At 45.1% G+C, this 21576-nt stretch carries 21 protein-coding genes; 12 read left to right on the forward strand and 9 right to left on the reverse strand.

What is annotated here, in order from left to right:
• Positions 1–124: 124 nt before the first annotated feature.
• From FTU90_RS08995 to asd, 4 genes are all read left to right on the forward strand, one after another.
• Positions 125–655 (forward strand): ankyrin repeat domain-containing protein, encoded by a 531-nt coding sequence (locus tag FTU90_RS08995; protein WP_005173324.1) that lies wholly within the window; start codon positions 125–127, stop codon positions 653–655.
• 118 nt (positions 656–773) lie between these two features.
• Positions 774–1979 (forward strand): nicotinate phosphoribosyltransferase, encoded by a 1206-nt coding sequence (gene pncB, locus FTU90_RS09000; RefSeq protein ID WP_074383833.1) that lies wholly within the window; start codon positions 774–776, stop codon positions 1977–1979.
• A gap of 183 nt (positions 1980–2162) precedes the next feature.
• Positions 2163–3011, forward strand: coding sequence for a sulfurtransferase (locus FTU90_RS09005; RefSeq protein WP_180072380.1), 849 nt, complete (start codon positions 2163–2165; stop codon positions 3009–3011).
• Positions 3008–3859, forward strand: coding sequence for an archaetidylserine decarboxylase (gene asd / locus FTU90_RS09010; RefSeq protein ID WP_005173321.1), 852 nt, complete (start codon positions 3008–3010; stop codon positions 3857–3859). The genes FTU90_RS09005 and asd overlap by 4 nt, the downstream gene beginning before the upstream one ends.
• Positions 3860–4022: 163 nt before the next feature.
• On the opposite strand, the gene FTU90_RS09015 is transcribed toward asd, so the two are convergent.
• Positions 4023–4637 (reverse strand): SPOR domain-containing protein, encoded by a 615-nt coding sequence (locus FTU90_RS09015; protein WP_074383835.1) that lies wholly within the window; start codon positions 4635–4637, stop codon positions 4023–4025.
• A gap of 308 nt (positions 4638–4945) precedes the next feature.
• Positions 4946–6736, reverse strand: coding sequence for an arginine--tRNA ligase (gene argS / locus FTU90_RS09020; protein WP_005173319.1), 1791 nt, complete (start codon positions 6734–6736; stop codon positions 4946–4948).
• A 241-nt stretch (positions 6737–6977) separates the two neighbouring features.
• Between argS and FTU90_RS09025 the strand changes: the two genes are divergently transcribed.
• A complete protein-coding gene (locus FTU90_RS09025; RefSeq protein WP_005173318.1) occupies positions 6978–7265 on the forward strand; it encodes a DUF2798 domain-containing protein in 288 nt (95 codons plus the stop codon).
• Positions 7266–7431: 166 nt separating this feature from the next.
• On the opposite strand, the gene FTU90_RS09030 is transcribed toward FTU90_RS09025, so the two are convergent.
• From FTU90_RS09030 to FTU90_RS09040, 3 genes are read right to left on the reverse strand one after another with little or no spacing between them, the layout of a single operon-like run.
• A complete protein-coding gene (locus FTU90_RS09030) occupies positions 7432–8733 on the reverse strand; it encodes a DUF445 domain-containing protein (protein ID WP_180072382.1) in 1302 nt (433 codons plus the stop codon).
• Between the two features lie 11 nt (positions 8734–8744).
• Positions 8745–9296, reverse strand: coding sequence for a hypothetical protein (locus tag FTU90_RS09035; RefSeq protein WP_159138400.1), 552 nt, complete (start codon positions 9294–9296; stop codon positions 8745–8747).
• Positions 9297–9348: 52 nt separating this feature from the next.
• Positions 9349–9888 carry a DUF924 family protein gene (locus tag FTU90_RS09040; protein WP_074383840.1) on the reverse strand — a complete coding sequence of 180 codons (540 nt, stop codon included), beginning with the start codon at positions 9886–9888 and terminating at the stop codon, positions 9349–9351.
• Between the two features lie 211 nt (positions 9889–10099).
• Between FTU90_RS09040 and gshA the strand changes: the two genes are divergently transcribed.
• Entirely contained in the window at positions 10100–11677 is a 1578-nt protein-coding gene (gshA, locus tag FTU90_RS09045) for a glutamate--cysteine ligase (RefSeq protein ID WP_180072384.1), read from the forward strand.
• 18 nt (positions 11678–11695) lie between these two features.
• Positions 11696–12223: a disulfide bond formation protein B gene (locus FTU90_RS09050; RefSeq protein ID WP_180072386.1), complete on the forward strand. Its 528-nt coding sequence runs from the start codon at positions 11696–11698 to the stop codon at positions 12221–12223.
• 52 nt (positions 12224–12275) lie between these two features.
• Here the strand turns inward: FTU90_RS09050 and FTU90_RS09055 are convergent, their stop codons facing one another.
• Entirely contained in the window at positions 12276–13607 is a 1332-nt protein-coding gene (locus FTU90_RS09055) for a hypothetical protein (protein ID WP_180072388.1), read from the reverse strand.
• Between the two features lie 246 nt (positions 13608–13853).
• On the opposite strand from FTU90_RS09055, the gene FTU90_RS09060 reads away from it, so the two are divergent.
• Together FTU90_RS09060 and parE are read left to right on the forward strand one after the other, a co-directional pair.
• On the forward strand, positions 13854–14447 hold the full coding sequence (locus FTU90_RS09060; RefSeq protein WP_180072390.1) for a YqiA/YcfP family alpha/beta fold hydrolase: 594 nt from the start codon (positions 13854–13856) through the stop codon (positions 14445–14447).
• Between the two features lies 1 nt (position 14448).
• On the forward strand, positions 14449–16329 hold the full coding sequence (parE, locus tag FTU90_RS09065; RefSeq protein WP_005094965.1) for a DNA topoisomerase IV subunit B: 1881 nt from the start codon (positions 14449–14451) through the stop codon (positions 16327–16329).
• A 108-nt stretch (positions 16330–16437) separates the two neighbouring features.
• Here parE and FTU90_RS09070 read toward each other — a convergent pair whose 3' ends face one another.
• From FTU90_RS09070 to FTU90_RS09080, 3 genes are all read right to left on the reverse strand, one after another.
• Positions 16438–17166 (reverse strand): hypothetical protein, encoded by a 729-nt coding sequence (locus FTU90_RS09070; RefSeq protein WP_100356993.1) that lies wholly within the window; start codon positions 17164–17166, stop codon positions 16438–16440.
• 116 nt (positions 17167–17282) lie between these two features.
• Positions 17283–17810, reverse strand: coding sequence for a GNAT family N-acetyltransferase (locus FTU90_RS09075; protein ID WP_180072392.1), 528 nt, complete (start codon positions 17808–17810; stop codon positions 17283–17285).
• 75 nt (positions 17811–17885) lie between these two features.
• On the reverse strand, positions 17886–18629 hold the full coding sequence (locus FTU90_RS09080; protein ID WP_180072394.1) for an outer membrane protein OmpK: 744 nt from the start codon (positions 18627–18629) through the stop codon (positions 17886–17888).
• A 1125-nt stretch (positions 18630–19754) separates the two neighbouring features.
• Between FTU90_RS09080 and FTU90_RS09085 the strand changes: the two genes are divergently transcribed.
• The 3 genes from FTU90_RS09085 (at position 19755) to FTU90_RS09095 (ending at position 21571) form a co-directional block, all read left to right on the forward strand.
• Positions 19755–20123 carry an HPF/RaiA family ribosome-associated protein gene (locus FTU90_RS09085; RefSeq protein ID WP_005094974.1) on the forward strand — a complete coding sequence of 123 codons (369 nt, stop codon included), beginning with the start codon at positions 19755–19757 and terminating at the stop codon, positions 20121–20123.
• Between the two features lie 128 nt (positions 20124–20251).
• Positions 20252–20794 carry a hypothetical protein gene (locus FTU90_RS09090; RefSeq protein WP_005094976.1) on the forward strand — a complete coding sequence of 181 codons (543 nt, stop codon included), beginning with the start codon at positions 20252–20254 and terminating at the stop codon, positions 20792–20794.
• A 21-nt stretch (positions 20795–20815) separates the two neighbouring features.
• Complete coding sequence (locus tag FTU90_RS09095; protein ID WP_180072396.1) at positions 20816–21571, forward strand: transporter; 756 nt, start codon at positions 20816–20818, stop codon at positions 21569–21571.
• Positions 21572–21576: the final 5 nt, after the last annotated feature.

The raw sequence follows: 21576 nt of genomic DNA on the forward strand, positions 1-21576 counted from the left end.
GAACTCCAAACCTTTCCTGCACCCTAGGGGGAGTTCTACAGGCACTCCGTTTTACTCATCTTATCTAATCTGAATAGAATCATTTTCGATTCATGTCTCTATTTGATTTCTGTTGGAGTTCATTATGAAAGCTATGCAGCATGCAGTTTTAGCCAGTATTCTCGCGATAGGTTCCATATTCGCAAACGTGGCCACCGCCAAGGAGATCTCCCCCGCTAAAACTGTGGACAATATTCAGATGAGCTCACAACAGGAATTAGTTGCGCTGTTTTTTGCCGCAGCCAAAACCGGCAATCACGAAGTGATTCATGAATTTCTCAAGTATGGTTTTCCGGTTGATGTACGCAATAGTGCCGGTTTTACCCCCCTGATGATGGCGACCTATTATGGCCATCAAACTATTGTGACGACCTTGCTCAATCATGGTGCTGATCGCTGCGCCCGCGACAATAAAGGTAATACCGCATTGATGGGGGCACTGTTTAAAATGGAATTTGCCATTGCCAAACAGCTGCGTCAGGTCGACTGTGATGCCCAAGCCAAGCAGACCGGGCAAAAGACCACAGCCGAATTTGCCAAGGTGATTGGTCAGGAAAAACAGCTGCAGAAAATCATTCAGGAACAGGGGAAAACCCCAGGCCAGTTGTCAAAATAAAACCCATTATACTCTGATACTTTTGTCGCGAATTCAGCTAGCTGTACGTAAATCCTGCAATATTGCATAAAATTTTATGCTTTAATGTTGAGATAAGCACAGCGATATTTCCTTAGTTATGGCTCCAATTATCCGTTCCCTGTTAGATACTGACTTGTACAAATTCACCATGTTACAAGTGGTATTACACAAGTTTCCGCAAACGCATAGTGTCTACCATTTTCGTTGTCGTAATCTGGAAGATACAGTCTATCCACTGACGGATATTCTGGATGATCTCAATCATCAACTTGATCTGTTGTGTCAGCTCAACTTTAAAGAAGACGAGTTGCAATATTTAAGAAGTCTGCGTTTTATCAAGAGCGATTTCGTCGATTATCTGGAACTGTTTCAACTGAAACGCCGTTTTATTCAGGCCAGTATCGATAGCGAAGGTCGTTTAGACATTAAAGTTGAAGGCCCGATGGTTCAGGCGATGATGTTTGAAATCTTCGTACTGGCAATTGTCAATGAACTGTATTTTAGCCGGATCCGTAGTCCTGAAGTGCTGGCTGAAGGTGAGCGCCGTTTACAGGCAAAAATACAATTATTAAAAGAATACGATGCATCGCAACATCCACATGATCCGCCATTTTTAGTGTCGGATTTTGGGACACGTCGCCGTTATAGTTTCGAATGGCAAAAGCATGTGGTAGAAGAATTCAACAAGGCTGCACCACATGTCTTCCGTGGTACCAGTAATGTGTTATTGGCCAAAGAGCTGGGAATTACCCCGATTGGCACCATGGCGCATGAATTCCTGCAAGCATTTCAGGCGCTTGACGTGCGTCTGCGTAATTTCCAGAAATCTGCACTGGAAACCTGGGTACAGGAATATCGTGGTGATTTAGGCATTGCCCTGACCGATGTGGTCGGTATGGATGCTTTCCTGCGTGATTTTGACCTGTATTTTGCCAAACTGTTTGACGGCCTGCGTCATGACAGTGGTGATCCCTATGTTTGGGGTGACAAGGCCTATGCACATTATAAAAAACTGAAAATTGACAGCAAAACCAAAATGCTGACTTTCAGTGATGGTCTGAATCTGGAAAAAGCCTGGAAACTGCATCAATACTTTAAAGACCGTTTTCAGGTCAGTTTCGGGATTGGCACCAACCTGACCAACGACATGGGCCAAACCCCCTTAAATATCGTATTGAAACTGGTGGAATGTAACCGTCAGTCGGTGGCAAAAATTTCGGACAGTCCAGGCAAAACCATGACTGATAATGATACTTTCCTGGCTTATTTGCGTCAGGTTTTCGAGATCACTGAACCTGCTTAAGCACATTTTAGACATGAGTAATTTTAAAAACCGCTTCGCTACAGGGGCGGTTTTTTTATACAAGATGGCTTTTTAGCATGACTTATCTAAAATCCTGCTAATCATCTTAAAAGAAACCGCATAAGTGTAAAAATGAGCTGTGCTAAGATCAAAACAATTTGACCCATCATAGCCATGATAACGATGATAGCTTCAGCTTTTAATTTTGGTCTGCTGATCGAGGCAGAAGATTTAGTTCCCTATTTGGGCCATGAAAAACTTCGTATTGTCGACCTCAGCCGGGCTTCTGTGTATGAGCAGTTGCATATTCCACATGCCCTGCATTTACAACCCAAGCTGCTGGTTCGTCAGGAAGAGCATACGATGGGGCTATTGCCGGATGCAGAAGGCTTGCAGGTCCTCATTGCTTATCTGAATATTTCGCCTGAGCATCATGTGGTGGCCTATGATGATGAGGGCGGGGCATGGGCCGGGCGTTTACTCTGGAATCTGCATTGTCTGGGTTTTAAAAATACCAGCCTATTGAATGGCGGGATTCATGCCTGGCTAGGTGCAGGTTTGCCAACCTCGTCCGATCAGGAAATATTTAGCCCGGTGAGTCATTTAGTTCCTGTCAATCTCGAGCAAAAATCAGAGTTTCAGATTGGCTATGATGAATTACACCAGCTCATTGAAAATGAACAAGTTCAACTGTGGGATTGCCGCACTGAAGATGAATATACTGGCCTGCGTCTGGCAGCGCGCCGCGGCGGTCATATTCCGGGAGCACGTCATTTTGAATGGAGTACTGCCCTTAACCGGCAAAATCATTTAAAATTGCAGCCTTTACCACGTACTCAGCAGCGTCTGGAACAACTGGGCTTTGATTTGACTCAGCCGGTTGTGGTGTATTGCCAGTCCCATCATCGCTCAGGTTTGGCCTATATTCTGGGCCGTTTACTGGGCTGGAAAATTCGAGCCTATGATGGTGCGTGGAGTGAATGGGGCAATCGCCTCAATAGTCCAATCGCTACAGGGGAGGTGCCATCTTGAGCATCACATCACGTTTAAAACAACAGTTTTTTATTAAAGCTCAACGATTAGTACCGCAACATCGCCTGTCTCGTGTGGTCGGCAAAATTGCTGCCAGCGAAAACCCGATTATCAAAACGGCTGTAATTACTGCCTTTAAGGCACAGTACGGCATTGATATGTCGATTGCTGAACAGGCCAATGCCTTGAAATTCAAATCATTTAATGAATTCTTTACCCGTGCCCTGAAACAAGGGATTCGTGCAGTTGATCCAGATGCCAGCAGCATTGTTTCACCTGCGGATGGGGCGATCTCCCAGCTGGGTAAAATTGAAAATGGCGATGTGTTTCAGGCCAAAGGTCAAAAATTTACTGTAGAAGCGCTGATTGCTGACCCGCAACTGGCTGAACCCTTCAAGAATGGTGAATTTGCGACAGTATATTTGTCACCACGTGATTATCACCGTGTGCATATGCCATTTGCAGGGACTTTGACTGAAACTTTATATGTACCGGGGGAACTGTTCTCGGTCAATCAGGTCACGGCAGAAAACATTCCGGGTCTGTTTGCCCGCAATGAACGCATGGTCTGCCTGTTTGATACTGAAATTGGCCGTATGGCCGTGGTCTTGGTGGGTGCAATGATTGTGGCTGGTATTGAAACGGTGGCTACTGGCAAGGTTAAACCTTCTGGTCGGATCGAGTTAAACCAGCATGATCTGTTCCTGGAAAAAGGTGCGGAACTGGGCCGGTTCTACCTTGGTTCAACTGCAGTGATTTTATTTGAAGAACATAAAATGCAGTGGGATGCCGCGTTCAAGGCCAATTCTTTGGTGAATATGGGTGAAGCATTGGGGCATACGGTTTAAAGATTTTAGCCTCTTGTATCCTCCCCCTTTTTCAAAGGGGGATCGAGGGGGATTAATCCTGAATGATATAAATCCTCCCTTGCGGAGCAATGCTCCTCACCCTTTTCCAAAGGGGGAAGGATACAAAAAAAGCGCCATCAGGCGCTTTTTCTCATTTAAATCTTTAGCGTTTCACCACAATCGAGTCAATGCCACTGTGTTGCAAGGTCTGCTGGGCAATCAGTGCCGCATCAGCCGAGTCATAAGGGCCTGAGACCACGCGATACCAGACTTTGCCATTTTCTACGCTTCTGACCACATCAGCAGACAGGCCATTCAGAATAATTTCCGCACGGCGGGCATCGGCCTGATCCGGATCATCAAAGCTGCGTACTTGCAGAATATAGCTGACCGGAGCTGTAACCGGTGCTTCGCTGACTTCCAAGCCAGGTTCGGTGCTTGCTGCAGCTTCAGGAACTTCAGGTCGAGGTGCTTCTACAATCACCACAGTATCCTGTCTTTTAGCTTCAGGTACCGCCTGTTCAGGAATCGGAGTTACTTGTTGTTGTGGCAACAAATCGTAAAAACGGTAATCCTTATTGGTGTCTTCTTCCTGGACAGATGCTGCAGTCGTTTGAGTTTTAGGCTTAACCGGTTCCCATGGCTTCCACAACATCAGTGCCATTAAAAAACTCAACACGATTAAAATGATCACGAGTGTGCCGAGCCAGGTCGGAATCAGTGGCTTTTTAGGCTTATTCGGTCTTTCAGATACACCGCGTTGCGTTTTTCCAAACACTTGGGATTTCCTCTATATGGGGTTGCCTCATAGAAAAGGCATAACAGTGGTTATGCCTGACTATTATTTCATCCTATGTGATTAAGATCCAAATGTCATTATTTAGATCAAACTGCACACCAGATTTATACTTGAACTATTTTTTCAAATAGCTGGCAGAATCTAGCCAGGTATTTTCTGAACAGCTAAAACAACAGTTTTCGTTGTGGCTTCGAGTAGAGCTTTTGTCTTGCGAGCATGCAAAACAATCTATACATGCTTACTCAAGCGAAGCTTTCGCCTTGCGAGCATGCAAAGCGGTGCTTTGCTTACATGCTCTCAGGCGCAGACACACCTAAAAGTTCTAAGCCATTACGCAATACCTGACGTACGTTCACTGATAACAGTAAGCGCGCCTGAGTCAGTTCAGCATCATCACCGAGTACTTTATTGTCGTTGTACCAGCCGTGGAACAAGGCTGCCAGCTCTTTCAGGTAGTTGCCGATTTGATGTGGCTCATGGCTGTTTGCAGCACGCACCAGAATTTCTGGATAGGCAGCCAGTTTAGCCAGAACTTCAGTTTCAGCATCCAGCTCGAGTCGGGCCGCCAGAGTACGCGCTGCCGCAGCGTCAAAATTCACGCCTGTAGAGGCCGCTTTTTCTAACATACGGCAGATTCGGGCATGCGCATACTGGATGTAATATACAGCGTTGTCTTTGCTTTGCGACACCGCTAAGTCTAGATCGAAATCGATGTGTTGTTCAGATTTACGCATCACATAGTAGAAACGTGCAGCATCGTTGCCGACTTCTTTGCGCAGATCACGCAAGGTCACGAACTGACCTGAACGAGATGACATTTGTACCATCTCGCCACCGCGCCACAGGCTGACAAACTGAACCAGAAGCACCGTTAATTTCTTCGAGTCATAGCCCATCGCATCAATCGCTGCTTTTACACGTGCGATATAACCGTGGTGATCGGAACCCCAGATATCAATAATATCGGTATAGCCACGTTGTAATTTATTCAGGTGATAGGCAATGTCAGAGGCAAAGTAGGTGGTCTGGCCATTACGGCGTTTCACCACACGGTCTTTTTCATCACCAAATTCAGTCGACTTGAACCAGATATTGCCATCTTTTTCGTACAGGAAACCACGTTGATCTAAGGTCTGTAAGGCTTCTTCAATTTTGTCGGTTAATGATTCTTCGCTGAACCATTGGTTGAAAGTGACACCAAATTCGCCCAGGTCATCTTTAATATCATCCAGAATCGCTTTGAGTGCTGCCTGTAGGAAGACACGATAGCCTGTACCAATCAACGCCTGAGAATTAAAGATCAAACCATCAATGTGCTTTTCTTTGTCGCCAGACACCACCACTTTGTTGCCATCTGCATCCAGTTCAGCAGCGAATTGCACATCTTCCGGCACGTCTTTATACACATCCGCAACCGGGCGGACATAAGCATCGCCATCCTGGTCAATAATGCTTTGCGCGATTTCTTTGACATAGTCGCCTTGGTAAGCATTTTTCGGGAAGACCAGTTCCTGACCATTTAACTCTAAATAACGCAGGTAAGTTGAAGTGGCCAGAATGTCCATTTGACGGCCAGCATCATTGACATAGTATTCGCGATCTACTTTGGCACCAGTCGCCTCTAAAAGATTGGCAACGGTCATGCCATACGCGGCACCACGACCATGACCCACGTGCAGACTAGAGGTCGGATTGGCAGAGACAAATTCAACCTGAATGCGTTTGTCCGCATTGACCTGGGTGCGACCATAAGCATCTTGCTGTGCTTGAATTTGATCGAGTACCACAAAGCGCTGGTCTGCATTGAGGAAGAAGTTAATAAAACCAGGACCTGCGATTTCCGCTTTGCTGATATCTGCCACTTCAGGAAGAACAGCAAGCATTTTTTCTGCTAAATCACGCGGCTTCATACCCGCAGCTTTAGAGGCAATCATCGCGATATTTGAGGCGAAATCACCGTGTGTTCGGTCTTTGGTACGCGTCAAACTACTGCTGTTTTTCCAGTCAGATGGGAGGACACCTTCAGCTTGAAGGGATTGCACTGCATGTTCTAGAGCTGCTTGGATTGCCGTGTTCATAATCAGTCGAAAATAGAGATCGCAGAAAAACAGCAAATATAGCAAATTTCCGGCTGTTTAGGTAAAAGCATTTCTAGGGAATAAAAATTATACGATCACTCCACAGATTTTTTACAATCTGGTCTTTGGGAGAATGTGATCAATCGGGTGAAAATAACATCAATTTTAATAAAAATGCACCTTCAGAAGTATAAAATTTGGCTTATATTAGTGATCTTAAAATATAGAAAAAGAGCAGTCCGTGGATTCGCAACAACATCCGACCATTATTGGCAATATTCCTAAACTTCCGGCGAAATGGGCACTGATTATTGTGCCGTTTATCTTGTCTGGTCTGATGAGTGGCATCATTTCCATGATCAATATGCTGCGCAATTTAGGCTGGATTGATGGATTCATGCCACTTTGGTTTCACAACTGGATGATTTCCTGGGCAATTGCCTTTCCAGTCGTGGTGACCTTATTACCTTTTGTCCGCAAATTTACCGGACTATTGGTGGATATGTCCGGCCCTCAAGCACCGAAGTGATTGATTAAAACAACTCTGACAATAGTAAGGGTTTCAGCCTTTTAAAAATGCCGATGTGAAAAATAGGGCAGGCAGGTTTTATTTTTAAGGTTGGGCTGATTTTATTCTGTCCCCAAACAGCCTGAATCTGTTGAAGAGCCAAGCTGTATCAAAGAGAAAATGGTTTTTAAATCAGATGCTCCACCGCCGCCCGGATAATCCCGAGCACCAGACCGATACAGGCACCCACCACGACCCCATTGACCCGGATCATATGCAGGTCGCCGCCAACTTCATTTTCAATCTTGTCAATCATCTCGCTCGAATCCCATTCGTGAATGCGCTCGCTAATGAAACGAATCACTTTTTCACTGTACTGATCACTCAGATCCACCGCGATCCCGCTAAGACGTTTATTCAGCAGCTCACGTACCGAAGCATTCGAGATAATATTTTCTCCGACCTGCTGAATCGCAATTCTGAGATTCTCGGCAATACCGGAATCCGGTTTTTGCAAATCCTCTTTAATGGCATCACATAAAATCACCACGGCACCACTGATAAAATTCAGCACCTGCGGGCTATCGAGCAAGGCATCCTTGGTTTCATTCAGACGCTGGCTGGCTTCACTGTGGTTGTCGGCCAGTTGCAACATCCAGTGATGTCCAGTTTCCTCAATTTTAAGCCGCCAAGGATGATCCGGGTCGGCCAGCATCGCTTCAACCCTCTGAATGACAGAATCAATACTGCGTTGCTGTACATCAATTCCAATCCAGCTCGCGCCTTTGGCCAGTTTCCAGACTCCCATTTCCTTGAACAGGTTGCGGGTCAGTTCCCGGGTTTCTTCAGGATGTGAGCTCATCCAGGCATGTACCACGTCTAGGCCGCGTTGCAGTACATCCTGATGAAAATCATTTTCGAGTACGGCGCGCAGCATCTCGCTGGCCAGGGTATTGATCTGGGTGTTCTTGACCCATTGCACGCTATTATTCTGGATAAATCCGGCAATCTGTTCCTGCCCGACAAATTCGAAAACTTTAGGCACGGTTTGCTGAATGACCTGAGTCACTTGCACATTATTTTGCGGATTGGCCAGCCAGCGCCCCGCGGCCAGACTCAGGTCGGTACTGGCCAGACTGCGCTGTACAATTTGCGGAGAGAGAAAATTTTCCTGCACAAAACGGCCCATTGACTCTGCAATACGGGCCTTGTTGCGGGGAATGATTTCGGTATGGTCACGTAAAAATTTCGGGATCGGCAAGCGGCCAAAAGGATTACGGAACAGTACGGTAATCGCATACCAGTCAGCCAGACCACCGACCACACCGGCTTCTGCAGAGAGCATCAGGATATGAATCAGCCAGACATATTCGGGCAGCAGCTTGGCAGCAAGCATGAGTGCCAACCAGATCAGTACCGCGACCACCAGCGCGATGGTCGCAAAACGTTTACTGCGTTGTAAGCTCGGTGAGATACGCTCTGTCTGCATAGATCATCCTGTCAAGAGGGATTGGCCGGTTGCGGTTGCAGCACTGCGCCGGATGGACTTAGACCATATTTAGTCCCAAGTGACTGTAAAATCAAGCGCGCATCGAAAGCATCGCTAGGTGCCTGACCGGCTTTAAAGCATTCAATGGTATAGGCCACCTGAGCAGGATCCAGGGTGACAGTATAAGGACGGTCATAGAACGGGTCTGGCCAGAACCCCGGATAGCGACGGTAATAACCATATGGATAATAGCTCGGTGCCGGATAGACGATCGCCTGACGTGGCGGTTGCTGGGTACGATTACTTGGATCATTCAGCACTCTAAAGAACTGAAAGCCATTTTGCACAGTGGTCTGCGCGGCTTTGAGCAGGGTAATTTCCTCAGCCGTGCCAAAGCTCATATTGGGCCGGGCCTGAAACCCAATCCGATAGGTGTTGCTGTTGAGGGGCGTGGTACTGTAGCGGCCCAACTGATCAAAGCTTAAAGGCTTTGAGGGTGTCGTTGCACAGCCACTCAGACCCAGTACCGCAATGAGAGCCAGCCCGCAGAGGGTATATTTCATGTTCGATCTCCTGATGCAATGATCCAGTCCAGATAGCGGAGCTTAAAAACTCTTAAAAACTACTGTCTGGCTGGGTCAGGAAAGTTAATTCTTCCGCTGTCGATTCCCGGCCTAAAAGCTGGTTTCGATGCGGATAACGTCCGAAACGGTCAATAATCACTTTATGTCTTAGCTCATAGTCCAACACAGTTGGATTATCCAGCGCTTCAAACAGCTGCAATGCCACTTCATGGATACGTGTTGACTCACTGTGCATAAAGGGCATGTATAAAAAACGGCGGTAGACTGGATCAAGCGCTTGATCGAGTTTTAACTGGATCATTTCCTGAGCCAGAACCAAAGCCATACCATCTTGAGCAAAAGCACGTGGATCATTGCGATATAAATTACGGGATAACTGATCCAGGATAATGATTTCGGCCACCCGGCCTGCTGGCGTTTCTCGCCAGGTCCATAATTCGCCTTGTGCGGCCTGCCGATGCAAGACGCTAAACTTTTCAGCCAGTAAGGCATCAAAGGCTGCGCTTTTAACAAACCAGTTCGGTTCTGCGGCCGGGGAAAACCAGAAGTCTAAAAAATCTTGATAATTCATATGCTTTATTGTTTGCCTCTGCTCATTTAATTATAAAATCACAAATTTCACATGTCTTATAGGGGAAGTTTGTGTTAAAAAATTGCCAAATTAAAAATCAATAGTTTGCCTGAAAACTAGACAGCCTATCATGTGCCGGCCAGAAATCACGTTATACTGATTAAACTGATGATTTTAATTTAATAGTTTAGCCCCTTTAAGCGAGATTGTAATGAGTCAACCTGAACCGACTTCCCAAAATGTGTTACCGACCTGGGTAGAGTCGTCACTCATCAAAGGCATGCTGCGTGGTATTGAGCGTGAAAGCTTACGTATGCAGAGTGATGGTTTCCTGTCACAGGCAGGGCATCCGCGTGCCTTGGGTTCAGCCTTGACTCATCCACATATCACCACAGACTATTCTGAAGCCTTAATGGAGTTCATTACGCCGCCGCAGGACACGATCAAAAAAGCCTTGGACTATCTCACTGATATTCACGCGATTGTGCATCGTCATCTGGAAAATGAGGAAAAACTCTGGCCGATGTCGATGCCCTGCATGCTGGATAGCCGCGATGAAAGTATTCCGCTGGCGCAGTATGGCAGCTCGAATATCGGCTTATTTAAAACCTTGTATCGTCATGGCTTGGGGGTGCGTTATGGTCGCCGTATGCAGACCATTTCAGGGGTGCATTATAACCTGTCTTTCCCGGATCATCTGTTCGAAGCCTTACAGCAGCAGGAGCAGGATGAAGCACTCAAGGACTTAAGCCTGCAGGATTATCGCAGCCACCGCTATATGGGGCTGATCCGTAACTTTATTCGTCTGACCCCACTGGTGATGTTCCTGGTCGGTGCCAGTCCGGCAGTCTGCCAGTGCTTTATGACCGGTCGTGATCATCATCTATTGCCCTTGGTAAAAGGCACCCTGTATACCCCTTATGCGACAGCATTGCGTATGGGACGATTTGGCTACCAGAACTCAGCCCAGAAACAGCTCGGCATTCACTATAATAACTTGCAAGACTATCTAGAAGGACTGCAAAAAGCAGTCAAAACGCCGTATAAACCCTTTAGTCGTCTTGGACTAAATGCAGCAGATGGCCAGCCGACTCAGATCAATGATCATGTGCTGCAAATCGAAAATGAATATTACAGTCTGGTACGTCCGAAGCAGGTGCCACAAGAGGGTGAAACCCCATCTCAAGCGCTGGAAAATCGCGGGATTGCCTATGTCGAGCTGCGGGCAGTCGATGTCAATCCATATAGCCCGATTGGCATCAATGAAGACACCGCCGGCTTCCTGGAAGTGGTGGCCTTGTATTGTTTATTGCAGGACAGTCCAGCACTTTTCGGTGAGGAGCAGGAGATCATTGAGCAGAATCAGACCGAAGTGGTAAATCGTGGCCGTGCGCCGAATGCTGCAATTCTGGCAGATGGTCAATGCTATCCGATTGAAGACTGGTGTGCCATACATCTGCAACGCATGCAGCCTCTGGCCGAGCTGCTCAATCAGACCTATGCAACCGACCTGTATAGCAATGCCATGAAGATGATGCAGATCCGGGTCGATGAAGTTGATGCAACTTTATCTGCCCTGGTGGTGGGCGATACACGCACTCAAGGCAGTATGTGGCACTTTGGCCAGCATCTGGCTCAGCAACATAGCAGTGTTTATGAAGCACACCAGCTTAGCCCGGAAACACTGGCTTATTTTGAAAAAATGTCACAAAAGTCATTGCAGCAACAACAGCAACTCGAGCAAGATAGCAGCGTCAGTTTTGCTGATTATTTAGCCCAATATCGATAAAAAATAAGAGGATTCACCATGCAATGGGGTTATCGCTTCGTGAGTGGTATGTTATTTTTGGCTGCTGTCATTGGAATGGCATTTGCCTTATATCTTGAGCATGTACAGGGCCTGGCGCCTTGTCCACTCTGTGTGTTTCAGCGTGTGGGATTAATTGGACTGGGGATCATCTCACTCATCGCATGTCTGCATAACCCTAAATCCAATATCATGAAGCGGCTCTATGCCTTGCTAGGTTCGCTGAGTATTTTATGGTCTGTGGGCGTTGCTGCCCGGCATGTCTGGTTACAGAATCTGCCACCGGATCAGGTGCCGAGCTGTGGTCCTGGCCTGGAATACTGGCTGGAAACCTTGCCAATGCAGTCAGTGTTGCAACAGGTACTCAATGGTTCTGGCGAGTGTGCCACCATTGACTGGACTTTCTTGGGGCAATCTTTGCCGGTCTGGTCTCTGATCTTCTTTAGTATTTTATTGCTGGTCAGTCTATGGCAACTGCTGCGTAAATATAAAACCGCACCTGTAAGACGACTGAGAGACAAATATTAATCAAGTTGCTATTAAAAGGCCCGCAATTGCGGGCTTTTTAATGTACTGAAAGTTAAGTCAGGGCAATACCTTCCAGACTGTCCAGATCCGTCATATATTCACGAATCTGGTCAAAGGCTGCATCTTCCAGACTTGGATAGAACCAGCGTGCCACCTGTTCCGCCACCAGCGGATGATATTGAATTTCAAAATGGTTCAGGCCATAGAAAATCGCCTTGTGTGCATCCGGCACTTTGAGCTGGAAACGCGGATTGGGATGCTCGCCCAGAGCACTCTTGATACTGACCAGATAGTCGCCAATCACATGCAAGGTCTTGTTCTTACGGTTTTCAAATTCGATCGTACCCGCAACCAGATAGGTATCGATATGCGAGGGAATCGGGGCCGGTTTACGGTTATCGTCCATGAAGCCGATCCGAAGCGGATTATGTTCCCAGTCATCATCACGGACGCTGCCATGGCGTAAATCCAGAATCCCGTTACTGCGAATATTGACCAGATGGCCAATCAGCCGGATCAGCGGGAAATGTCCAAGTTTGTCCTGCAAGCTAAAACCAAACCGTTCCAGTACTGCACCATGATGCGGTGAACCCAGACAAACCAGATTCTCTACCATATTGACCCAGTCATACACATTCTGCTTACCATAAAACAGCGCACTACGCGAGACCAGACCGCCCATGCTATGCCCGATCAGGTCAATACTGGTAATTCTCGGATTACGAGTGACCAGATCCTGCAAGGTATTGGCCAGGCTGCGACCATTGGCAGAAATCCGCCGTCCGGTGTTGTAGTTTAGATACAGCATGGTATTGCGGTCGCGCTGTGCCAGTAATTTTTCCCCGATTCCTTCATATTTGCGATTTGACCAGTCGAGATGGTTCATACATAAGCCATGCACGAATAGGGTAATCCGCCCGCTTAACTCGCCATTTTGCAATGAACCATAGTGGTCATAGATCACCATCGGCAGCGCCAAAGGGTTTTGATATTTCAGCAGATAATCCCCAATAATGCCATTTAAGGCACTGACCAGAAAATGCAAGGAAGGCGTCAGCGGCTTATTATGCAGTTTGGGAAAACGTTCAATAATCTGGCGTAGACCGGGTGCAATCAGGGTATTGCCATAATGAAACAGCATGTCATAGGACATTTGATAGAGCCGGGCAATCGATGGAATATTCTGAATTTTTTGTGAATTATTCTCACTTAAACCAAAAATACTCATTAAAATTTCACGCTGAATACTCTTGATCAGTTCCTGAATAACGTCGTTAAAGCGCGTCGTCACCAGCTGCGCCAGACCTTCCAGTACATCGGCCTGACTCGGTGGGGTTCGGTCCCAGCGACAATAGGTTTCATGTAACGGTGTCAAACTTGGCATCTGATGCTGTCCTTTCAATGAGCCGCATGATTTGTCATCTTTCTTTTTAAAGAACTTCGCGGTATAAATTCTTTTTCTTGTCGAGTTTCCAGATATTGAGGCCTTTATTCTAAAATAGCGAGAATTACAGAATACTTCTGGCTTTTTTGTCAGACAATTTAAGTAATTAACGGGTCTGATAATGTAGTGTACTTCACATTTTTTAAATTAAATTTTGATGATGAATGGGTTTTTTGTTGGTAGTTCATGAATATTATTTATTTGCATGGCTTTAAAAGTAATGCCCACTCGATCAAGGGGACATTGCTGCAACACTACTGTGCAAAATACTCCGGGGTTCAGGTGCATTTGCCTGATTTAAATATGTCGCCACTGGCTGCGATTCAGCAGCTTTCCGAGCGGATTCAGTCAATGCAAGATGTGGCGCTAGTGGGCAGCAGTCTCGGCGGATTCTATGCGACATATCTGGTCGCACAGCATGCTGTGCCTGCTATACTGATTAATCCGGCAATGCGACCATGGCAACTGTTTCGTGAACTGTTTGACGAGCAACTGCCTTTGCAGGTGCATCCGAACTGGTGTCTGGATGATGCAGATCTTCGACAACTGCAACAATTGGCCCTGCCAGTTGCACAAGATGCAGACAAAATACTGGTTCTACTGCAACAAGGCGATGAAGTTTTGGATTATCGTGAAGCACATCGTTATTATAGTGCTGCGCGTCCCCCTGCAATGCTGATGACCGAAGCGAATGGCAGTCACGGGATGGATGATTTTGCGGAGAAAATTCCGCTGCTCTTACAGTTTTTGTTGGACTGCATAAAAAAGGAAACCGAATAACGTGTCTCAATATACGGCTCAATCTCTTGAAGTTTTATCTGGTCTGGATCCGGTACGTCGTCGTCCGGGCATGTATACCGATACCTCTCGTCCGAACCATCTGGCGCAGGAAGTGATTGATAATGCTGTCGATGAGGCCTTAGCCGGACATGCCAACAAGATTACCGTCACGGTCTGTAAAGATGGTTCATTATCTGTCGAAGATAACGGTCGTGGTATGCCAGTCGATATTCATCCCGAATATGGTCAAAGTGGTATTGAAATCATCATGACCAAACTGCATGCCGGTGGTAAGTTCAGCACCGATAACTACCAGTTTTCCGGTGGTTTGCATGGCGTGGGGATTTCAGTCGTCAATGCGCTTTCGACCCGTGTAGAAGTTGAAGTTCAGCGTCAGGGCAACCTGTATAAAATGGCCTTTGAAAATGGTGAGCCGGTTGCACCCCTCGAAGTGCTGGCAGGCAAGGCACCTAAACGCGCCTCGGGAACTACGGTACATTTCTGGCCTGAAACCAAATACTTCGATTCACCCAAATTTGCCTTAAAAGCTTTAAAGCATAATCTCAAAGCCAAAGCGGTTTTGGCTGCGGGCTTACAGATCAATTATGTTGACCAGATCAATGACGAAAAGATCAGCTGGCAGTTTGAAAATGGTCTGGTCGACTATTTGATGGATGAGCTTGAGGATCGTGAAATCATTCCTGCACCGGCTTTTGTTGCAACAGGTGACGCTGAGCGTGCTAGTGCCGAGTTTGCGATTTGCTGGAATGTAGAAGGCGGCGATAGCATTCAGGAGTCCTATGTCAACCTGATTCCGACCGCGCAGGGCGGTACCCATGTCAATGGTTTACGTTCAGGCGTGACCGATGCCATGCGTGAATTCTGTGAGCTGCGTAATCTGTTGCCGCGTAATATGAAACTCTCTGCGGAAGATGTCTGGGATGGTGTCAACTATATTCTGTCGCTGAAATTCCAGGAGCCGCAGTTCTCGGGACAAACCAAAGAGCGTCTGTCGAGTCGTGAAGCCTCAGGTACGGTGCAAAATATTGCCAAAGATGCATTTGCACTCTGGCTAAACCAGAATTCTGATATCGCGATGCAACTGGCTGAAATGGCCATTTCTAAAGCGGGTCGCCGTTTAAAAGCCGCGAAAAAAGTAGAACGTAAAAAAATTGTGGCCGGTCCAACCTTGCCGGGTAAATTATCCGACTGTGTTGGACATGATCTGGATCAGTCGGAACTGTTTATTGTGGAAGGCGATTCTGCGGGTGGTTCTGCCAAACAGGCGCGTGATAAAAACTTCCAGGCGATCATGCCCATTCGCGGTAAAATTCTAAACACTTGGGAAGTCTCTTCGGATGAAGTTTTGGCATCGCAAGAAGTACATAACATCGCGATTGCGATCGGGGTCGATCCGGGTTCAGATGACCTGTCAGAACTACGTTATGGCAAAATCTGTATTCTGGCCGATGCCGATTCCGACGGTCTGCATATTGCAACTTTGCTCTGTGCCCTGTTCGTCAAGCATTTCCCAACCTTGGTGGAAGAAGGGCATTTATTCGTTGCCATGCCGCCCTTGTATCGGATTGATGACAACAAAGACGTGCACTATGCCCTGGATGATGACGAGCTCAATGGTATTTTGAAAAAATGCAAAAGCAAAAATCCGCAAATTACCCGATTCAAAGGTCTGGGCGAGATGAATGCCAGCCAGTTACGTGAAACGACCTTAGATCCAAATACACGCCGTTTGGTGCAGCTGGATTTGGATGATAGTCATTTTACCGCAGGTTTACTGGATAAGTTACTTGCGAAAAAACGTGCCAGTGACCGTAAGGAATGGTTAGAGCAAAAAGGCAATCTGGCAGATATTATTGTGTAATAGCACTCTTTTTTAGATCAAGAGCCCGCAACTGCGGGCTTTTTGCTGGCTTGAATCTAAGCCCTATTTTTTCGATCTGAGTGCTGATATTTTTATATCTGAAACCGATTAATTCTCTACTTTTAAGAAAACTCCTGCCGCTGAAACATTATGCCCAAAGCCACAACCTGAATCACCACTATTTTGCTTAAGCACTGCACGACTTCCGAGTTTGGCATCAAAGCCGAAAGAGATATCGATTTTGCAGTCTTCAGAGCGATATTGTGCCTGTGTTTTATTCAGTGGCATCGTGGTATTAAATCCACCTAGATTTGGTCCATAAATCAAACTGCGTAAGCCCATATAGAGACCTTCATATTCGATCGCATAATGTTGCTGCTGTTTGACAATTTTCAGCGTACTCCAGGCACCAAAACCGGCATGCTGTACATAAGTACCTGCAAGTTGAGTGTCCTTTTTAGGTGGAGGAAGCTGTTTTAAATTAAACTGACTACTTTTAGCATCGGGGTAAACGGAGAACCAGGCACGTGCCCATTGAGGCTTGCCAAGTTTGCTATAGCTTAAACCCACATTATTAAATGCTGTTGTAATGGCTTGTTCAGAGAAAGAGGTTTTAGCTTCATCCCGGTTCATTTCACAAAAAGATGACCAGGCAGCTTGTTGCTTAAATTGTGCTATGGCCTGTTGATAGTGTTTTTGATCATAGAATTTTTTGCCATTATTGGCGTAGCTCTTCACTTTGCTGCAGCTTGTACGAAGTTCTTTTTCAAAATCTGAATCGGCAAAAGTTAGTGTACTTAAAGTTAAAATACCAATACAACATAGAGATTTATACATTGTTTTACTCTGGACGGCTTTGATCTGAATAAAACATAGCCAGCTTTGGAAGTAAATAGAGTGTCTGTTTCGATACCAGTTTAATAAAAGAGAAGCCGGTCTAAATAACAGGAGATTTAAAGAGCCGTTACTTCGGCCTGCTCCAAATTCAGTTGTAATAGCACCAGATCGCGCCATTGACCAAACTTTTGTCCAACTTGCGGCATATAAGCACTTTGCACAAAGCCCAGTTTTTCATGCAGGCGAATCGACGAGATATTTTCTGAATCAATCGCTGCGACCATGATATGCAATTGCTGTGCTTGAGCCTCTTCAATTAAATGCTTTAATAAGATAGAACCCAGACCTTGTCCTGCATAATCCGGATTTAGAAAAACTGAATGTTCTACCGTGTGTTGAAAGCCTTGAATACTACGAAACTGGTCATAGCAGGCATAGCCAGCAACACGCTGATCTCGTCTATCTTCAACCACAAAAACTGGGAAATTTTGATTCTTCAACTGCTTAAACCAGATTTTGAAATAGTTCAAATCAAAGGCTGTTCTGTTCCAGGTCGCAGTGCCATGTAGCACTTCTTGATTATAAATCTCGAGGATGGTTTCAAGATCATGCTTGGTGGCATGTCGAATTTGAAAATGATGCATATTTTTGTTCTAGTTTGGCTTGAATAAGGGATGAAAAAAAGCAGAACCGAAGTTCTGCCTTTGATCATACAACAATTAGAAGTGATACTTCACAAGTGCACTGACATCATGCTGATCAATATTTGTACCAAACTTGTTATTCCAAACTGAATGTTCAACACCCACATAAAGCTTAGTCTCTGGAGAAATGTGTTTACCCACATTCCATTTATATTGACTGGTCCAGTTTAATTCGCTTTTATGATTAGGACCTTCAGCAGTTGACCAATCCAGGAAAGCATCTGCCAGAAATTCTTCACCGCCAATTTTAAATGGCACGGCATAGGTAATGGTCATTTGATAATCATCTTCTTGAAGATCATTTTCTGCTTTGTAGAAGTTGATGGTTGCATAGTTGGTATAAGGGATCGCTAAATTAAAACCAATACCATATAGGTAGTTGTTAAAATCACTGTCCTGAGCACTGTTGCCTTCCCAAGTCGTTGCAATTAATACGTCTGTGATAGGGCCCAGTTCAAGTTTCTGGCCAGTTACTGCGCCAAGGCTTAAACGTGGTGCAACTTCAAAATAGGTTTCGTTACCATTTGGATCATTATTGGTACGATCCGCAAAGGCAAAGAAATCACCATATTTAAAACCGGCTGCATATTCAGCAGTAACTGTGCTTTGCTCAATTTTTTCATCTTGAGTTGGAAATGGTACTTTATAGTTTTCACCATAAAGGCCGGTCAGGCTAAAGTCTTGCCAGATTGGTTTTGCCTGGGTAAATGTTGCAGTGGTAGCCAATGCACAAAGTGCCGCGAGTTGTGTCAATTTCATTTAAATCTCTCCCCCAAGAAAGCAGAGTAAGCATACAGATTAATGCGTAAAAATAAAGTTAAAATTGATCGTTGACCTAAATATCTCCAAGTCTTCAGCATGAGGAAATATTTGATCTCATCGATAGACATTTCCGAAAATAAGAGATGAGTTTTTAAGTCATTATTATTAAAAAAAATTTAAATCAGGCAGTATAAAAACCAAGAAAGCTTTATTGAAATAAAAAAGCTGAAACTCTCTTTAATCGAATTTAAATCTCATTGTTTTTTAAGTGTTTTGAGTTTGCAAGATTGCCATCTCATCATTCATCAAAAAGAGAAAGCACAATAGCGATGTATTTTTAGGGCGAATATTTTGCTAAAAAGCATGAAAATGTTTGGCTCGATGAAGCTATTTGGCCGGTATTTAAGCGACTATAGCTGCCAGAATCTTTAAATTCCTGTTCATTTTGTGTAATAAATTCAAGCTTTAATCAAAGTTTTTTGTTTATTTATTAAACTGTTTGGCTTGTGGAGAAATCATCCTGACCGGTCATTTCCTGCATACAAAAAGCCATAAGAACATTGTGTTTAGGGGAAGATATAAGAATTTTTGAAAATCTTTAAGAAGAGTAGAAAACAATCACCAGCCTAGCAGAGGGAAGGATCATTGTAAGGCTTGTCACGCTTATATTTCCCAGAAAATCTACTTGATTATTGCTTCTGAGATTTTCAGATAAACTCTTCAGATTTTGCCATTATTTCAGCTCATGAATAGAGTGGTTTGGATGTTATTTGTACTTTTTTATAAGAATATTTCGCTATTAATTTTTGATGAAATCATATGAATGATAATGTAATTGAGAGAGGTCAATAACCCTATTTTAAGCTGAGTAAACAGTTGTCACAATCCATTATTCTTTTGCTAAAAAGCCAAAATAGGACTTGCATATTTTCAAGATAGGGCTGATATTCGAGATATAAGGACACGGTTCTGCAGACTCAAAAATGTGTTCATCATTCAAAGTGGAGGGTGTAATTCCAATCATTTGAAGAAGTGAAATGCGATGCGAAACAGCAAGCTACAAACGTGCCAAGATAAAAATTTTTGCACTCAAAAAGTTACAAAGATTGAGGATGGTAATTTATGAATATTGAACTTCGTACAGATAAACACATTCAGAATAGCGAGCGTTTAATTGATTATGTACGTGAAGAATTAAATCAAGAATTCCAGCGCCATAGTGAGCGTATTACTCATTTTTCAGTCCATCTCAGTGATGAAAATGGCGCCAAAGGCGGTGATGATGATATTCGCTGCATGATAGAAGCGCGTCCTGCAGGGTTAAAACCCGTGGTCGTCAATCATCGCGCTCACAATGTGGATACTGCCATTCGTGGTGCGATTGACCGGCTAAAACGCAGTCTGGAACATGTGATTGAGAAAAAAGACAATGTTCGTCCTGGTGCCTTAGCACTGGCAGATACAGATACTGCAGCAGAGATTGACGAGTAATGCTGACCGATTTTAAAAAGCCCTGCGGGGCTTTTTTTGTATGAAATAAAAATATAATAGTGAGAAGCGCAACAAAGCCGCACGTTATTCGGCATAATAGTCGAAAACGAATGAAAGTGAGCTCCATCATGTTAACTGCGCAACAACAGCTTTTTGTGCAAGCACTCGAAGAATTAAATCTGGATCAGGTAAAGCAGCTTTTGGCAGATGGACTCAATCCAAATTTTATTGATCATGACAAAGGCCCGGTAATTTCGGTCTGGTCAGATGGTTTATTTAAATGGTGGGAAGAGGTATGCGAGTTATATGAAGCCGGCACCCCACTTTCAGCTGAAGAAAAACAGGCAAGATTGGCTGTACATTTACAAATTCTGGAAGAATTGATCCAGGCCAAAGTGAATTTGCATCTCTGGGATGCAGAAGAAATTTATGGCCCATTATGGGATGCTGCAAGTGCCGCATGTGCACCTGCCGTGCAGCGTTTACTCGATGAAAAAGTTGATCCAAATAGCAAAGATGAAGATGGCATGACCATTTTATCTTCGATCAGTGACCTGTTCTTCGATTGTGATTTTGATGAAATTAACTGGTCAGAAGCCTTGGATGAAGAAAAACAGACGCTAGAACTCCTGCGTAGTCATGGCGCAAAAATGAGCAAAGAACTGGGTTAAATTTTAATAAAGAGCACCAAGATGACAATATTAAAAACTTTGGGTTTAATTGCACTGACTGGTTGCAGTGCATCACTTTTCGCAGCAGATTTTGAATTTGATCGACCAGGTGAAGGTCTGAGTACAGGCATTACCCCGGTCGGAAATGTTGCCTGGGAGCAAGGTTTGCCCACAGCCCGCTACAGCAAGTCGGGCGAGCAAACGGTAACGACACTGAATGCAGATATGTTGTTACGTACCGGACTTAGTGATGGTCTGGAGTTGCGTCTGGGCTGGGAAGGCCCTGTCTGGTCACAAGTCAAATCCAACGGCCAGACGAATGAAAATGATGGTCTGGGCGATGTCAGTATTGGTCTGAAAAAAGCCATTGATCTGGATGATGACAAACTGAGTCTGGCCTTGCTGGCCGAAGCAGTCATTGCGACAGGCAATGCCGGTTTCAGTAATGAAGAAGATATTTACAGCCTGGGTTCTGTCGTATCGTACCAATATAATGACTTGGTCAGTACCGCATTGACTATGCGTTATGAATGGCAGGACAGCAATTGGGCCATAGCTGCGATTCCATCGATCGGCTACCAGATCACCGATCGCTGGTCAGGCTATTCGGAACTGATTTACCGTAAAGCTGAAAGCATCGATAATGAATACGCGCTTGGCACTGGGGTAATGTATGCACTTAATGACCGGGTTCAGCTGGATGCCAGTGTGGGAGTTGATCTGGACGGTGCAGAGCGAAGCTACTTTTCAGGTTTAGGCGTATCCTTCTTATTCTAGGACAC

Source organism: Acinetobacter sp. YH12200 (genome assembly GCF_013418175.1).
Lineage (GTDB): Bacteria > Pseudomonadota > Gammaproteobacteria > Pseudomonadales > Moraxellaceae > Acinetobacter > Acinetobacter pseudolwoffii.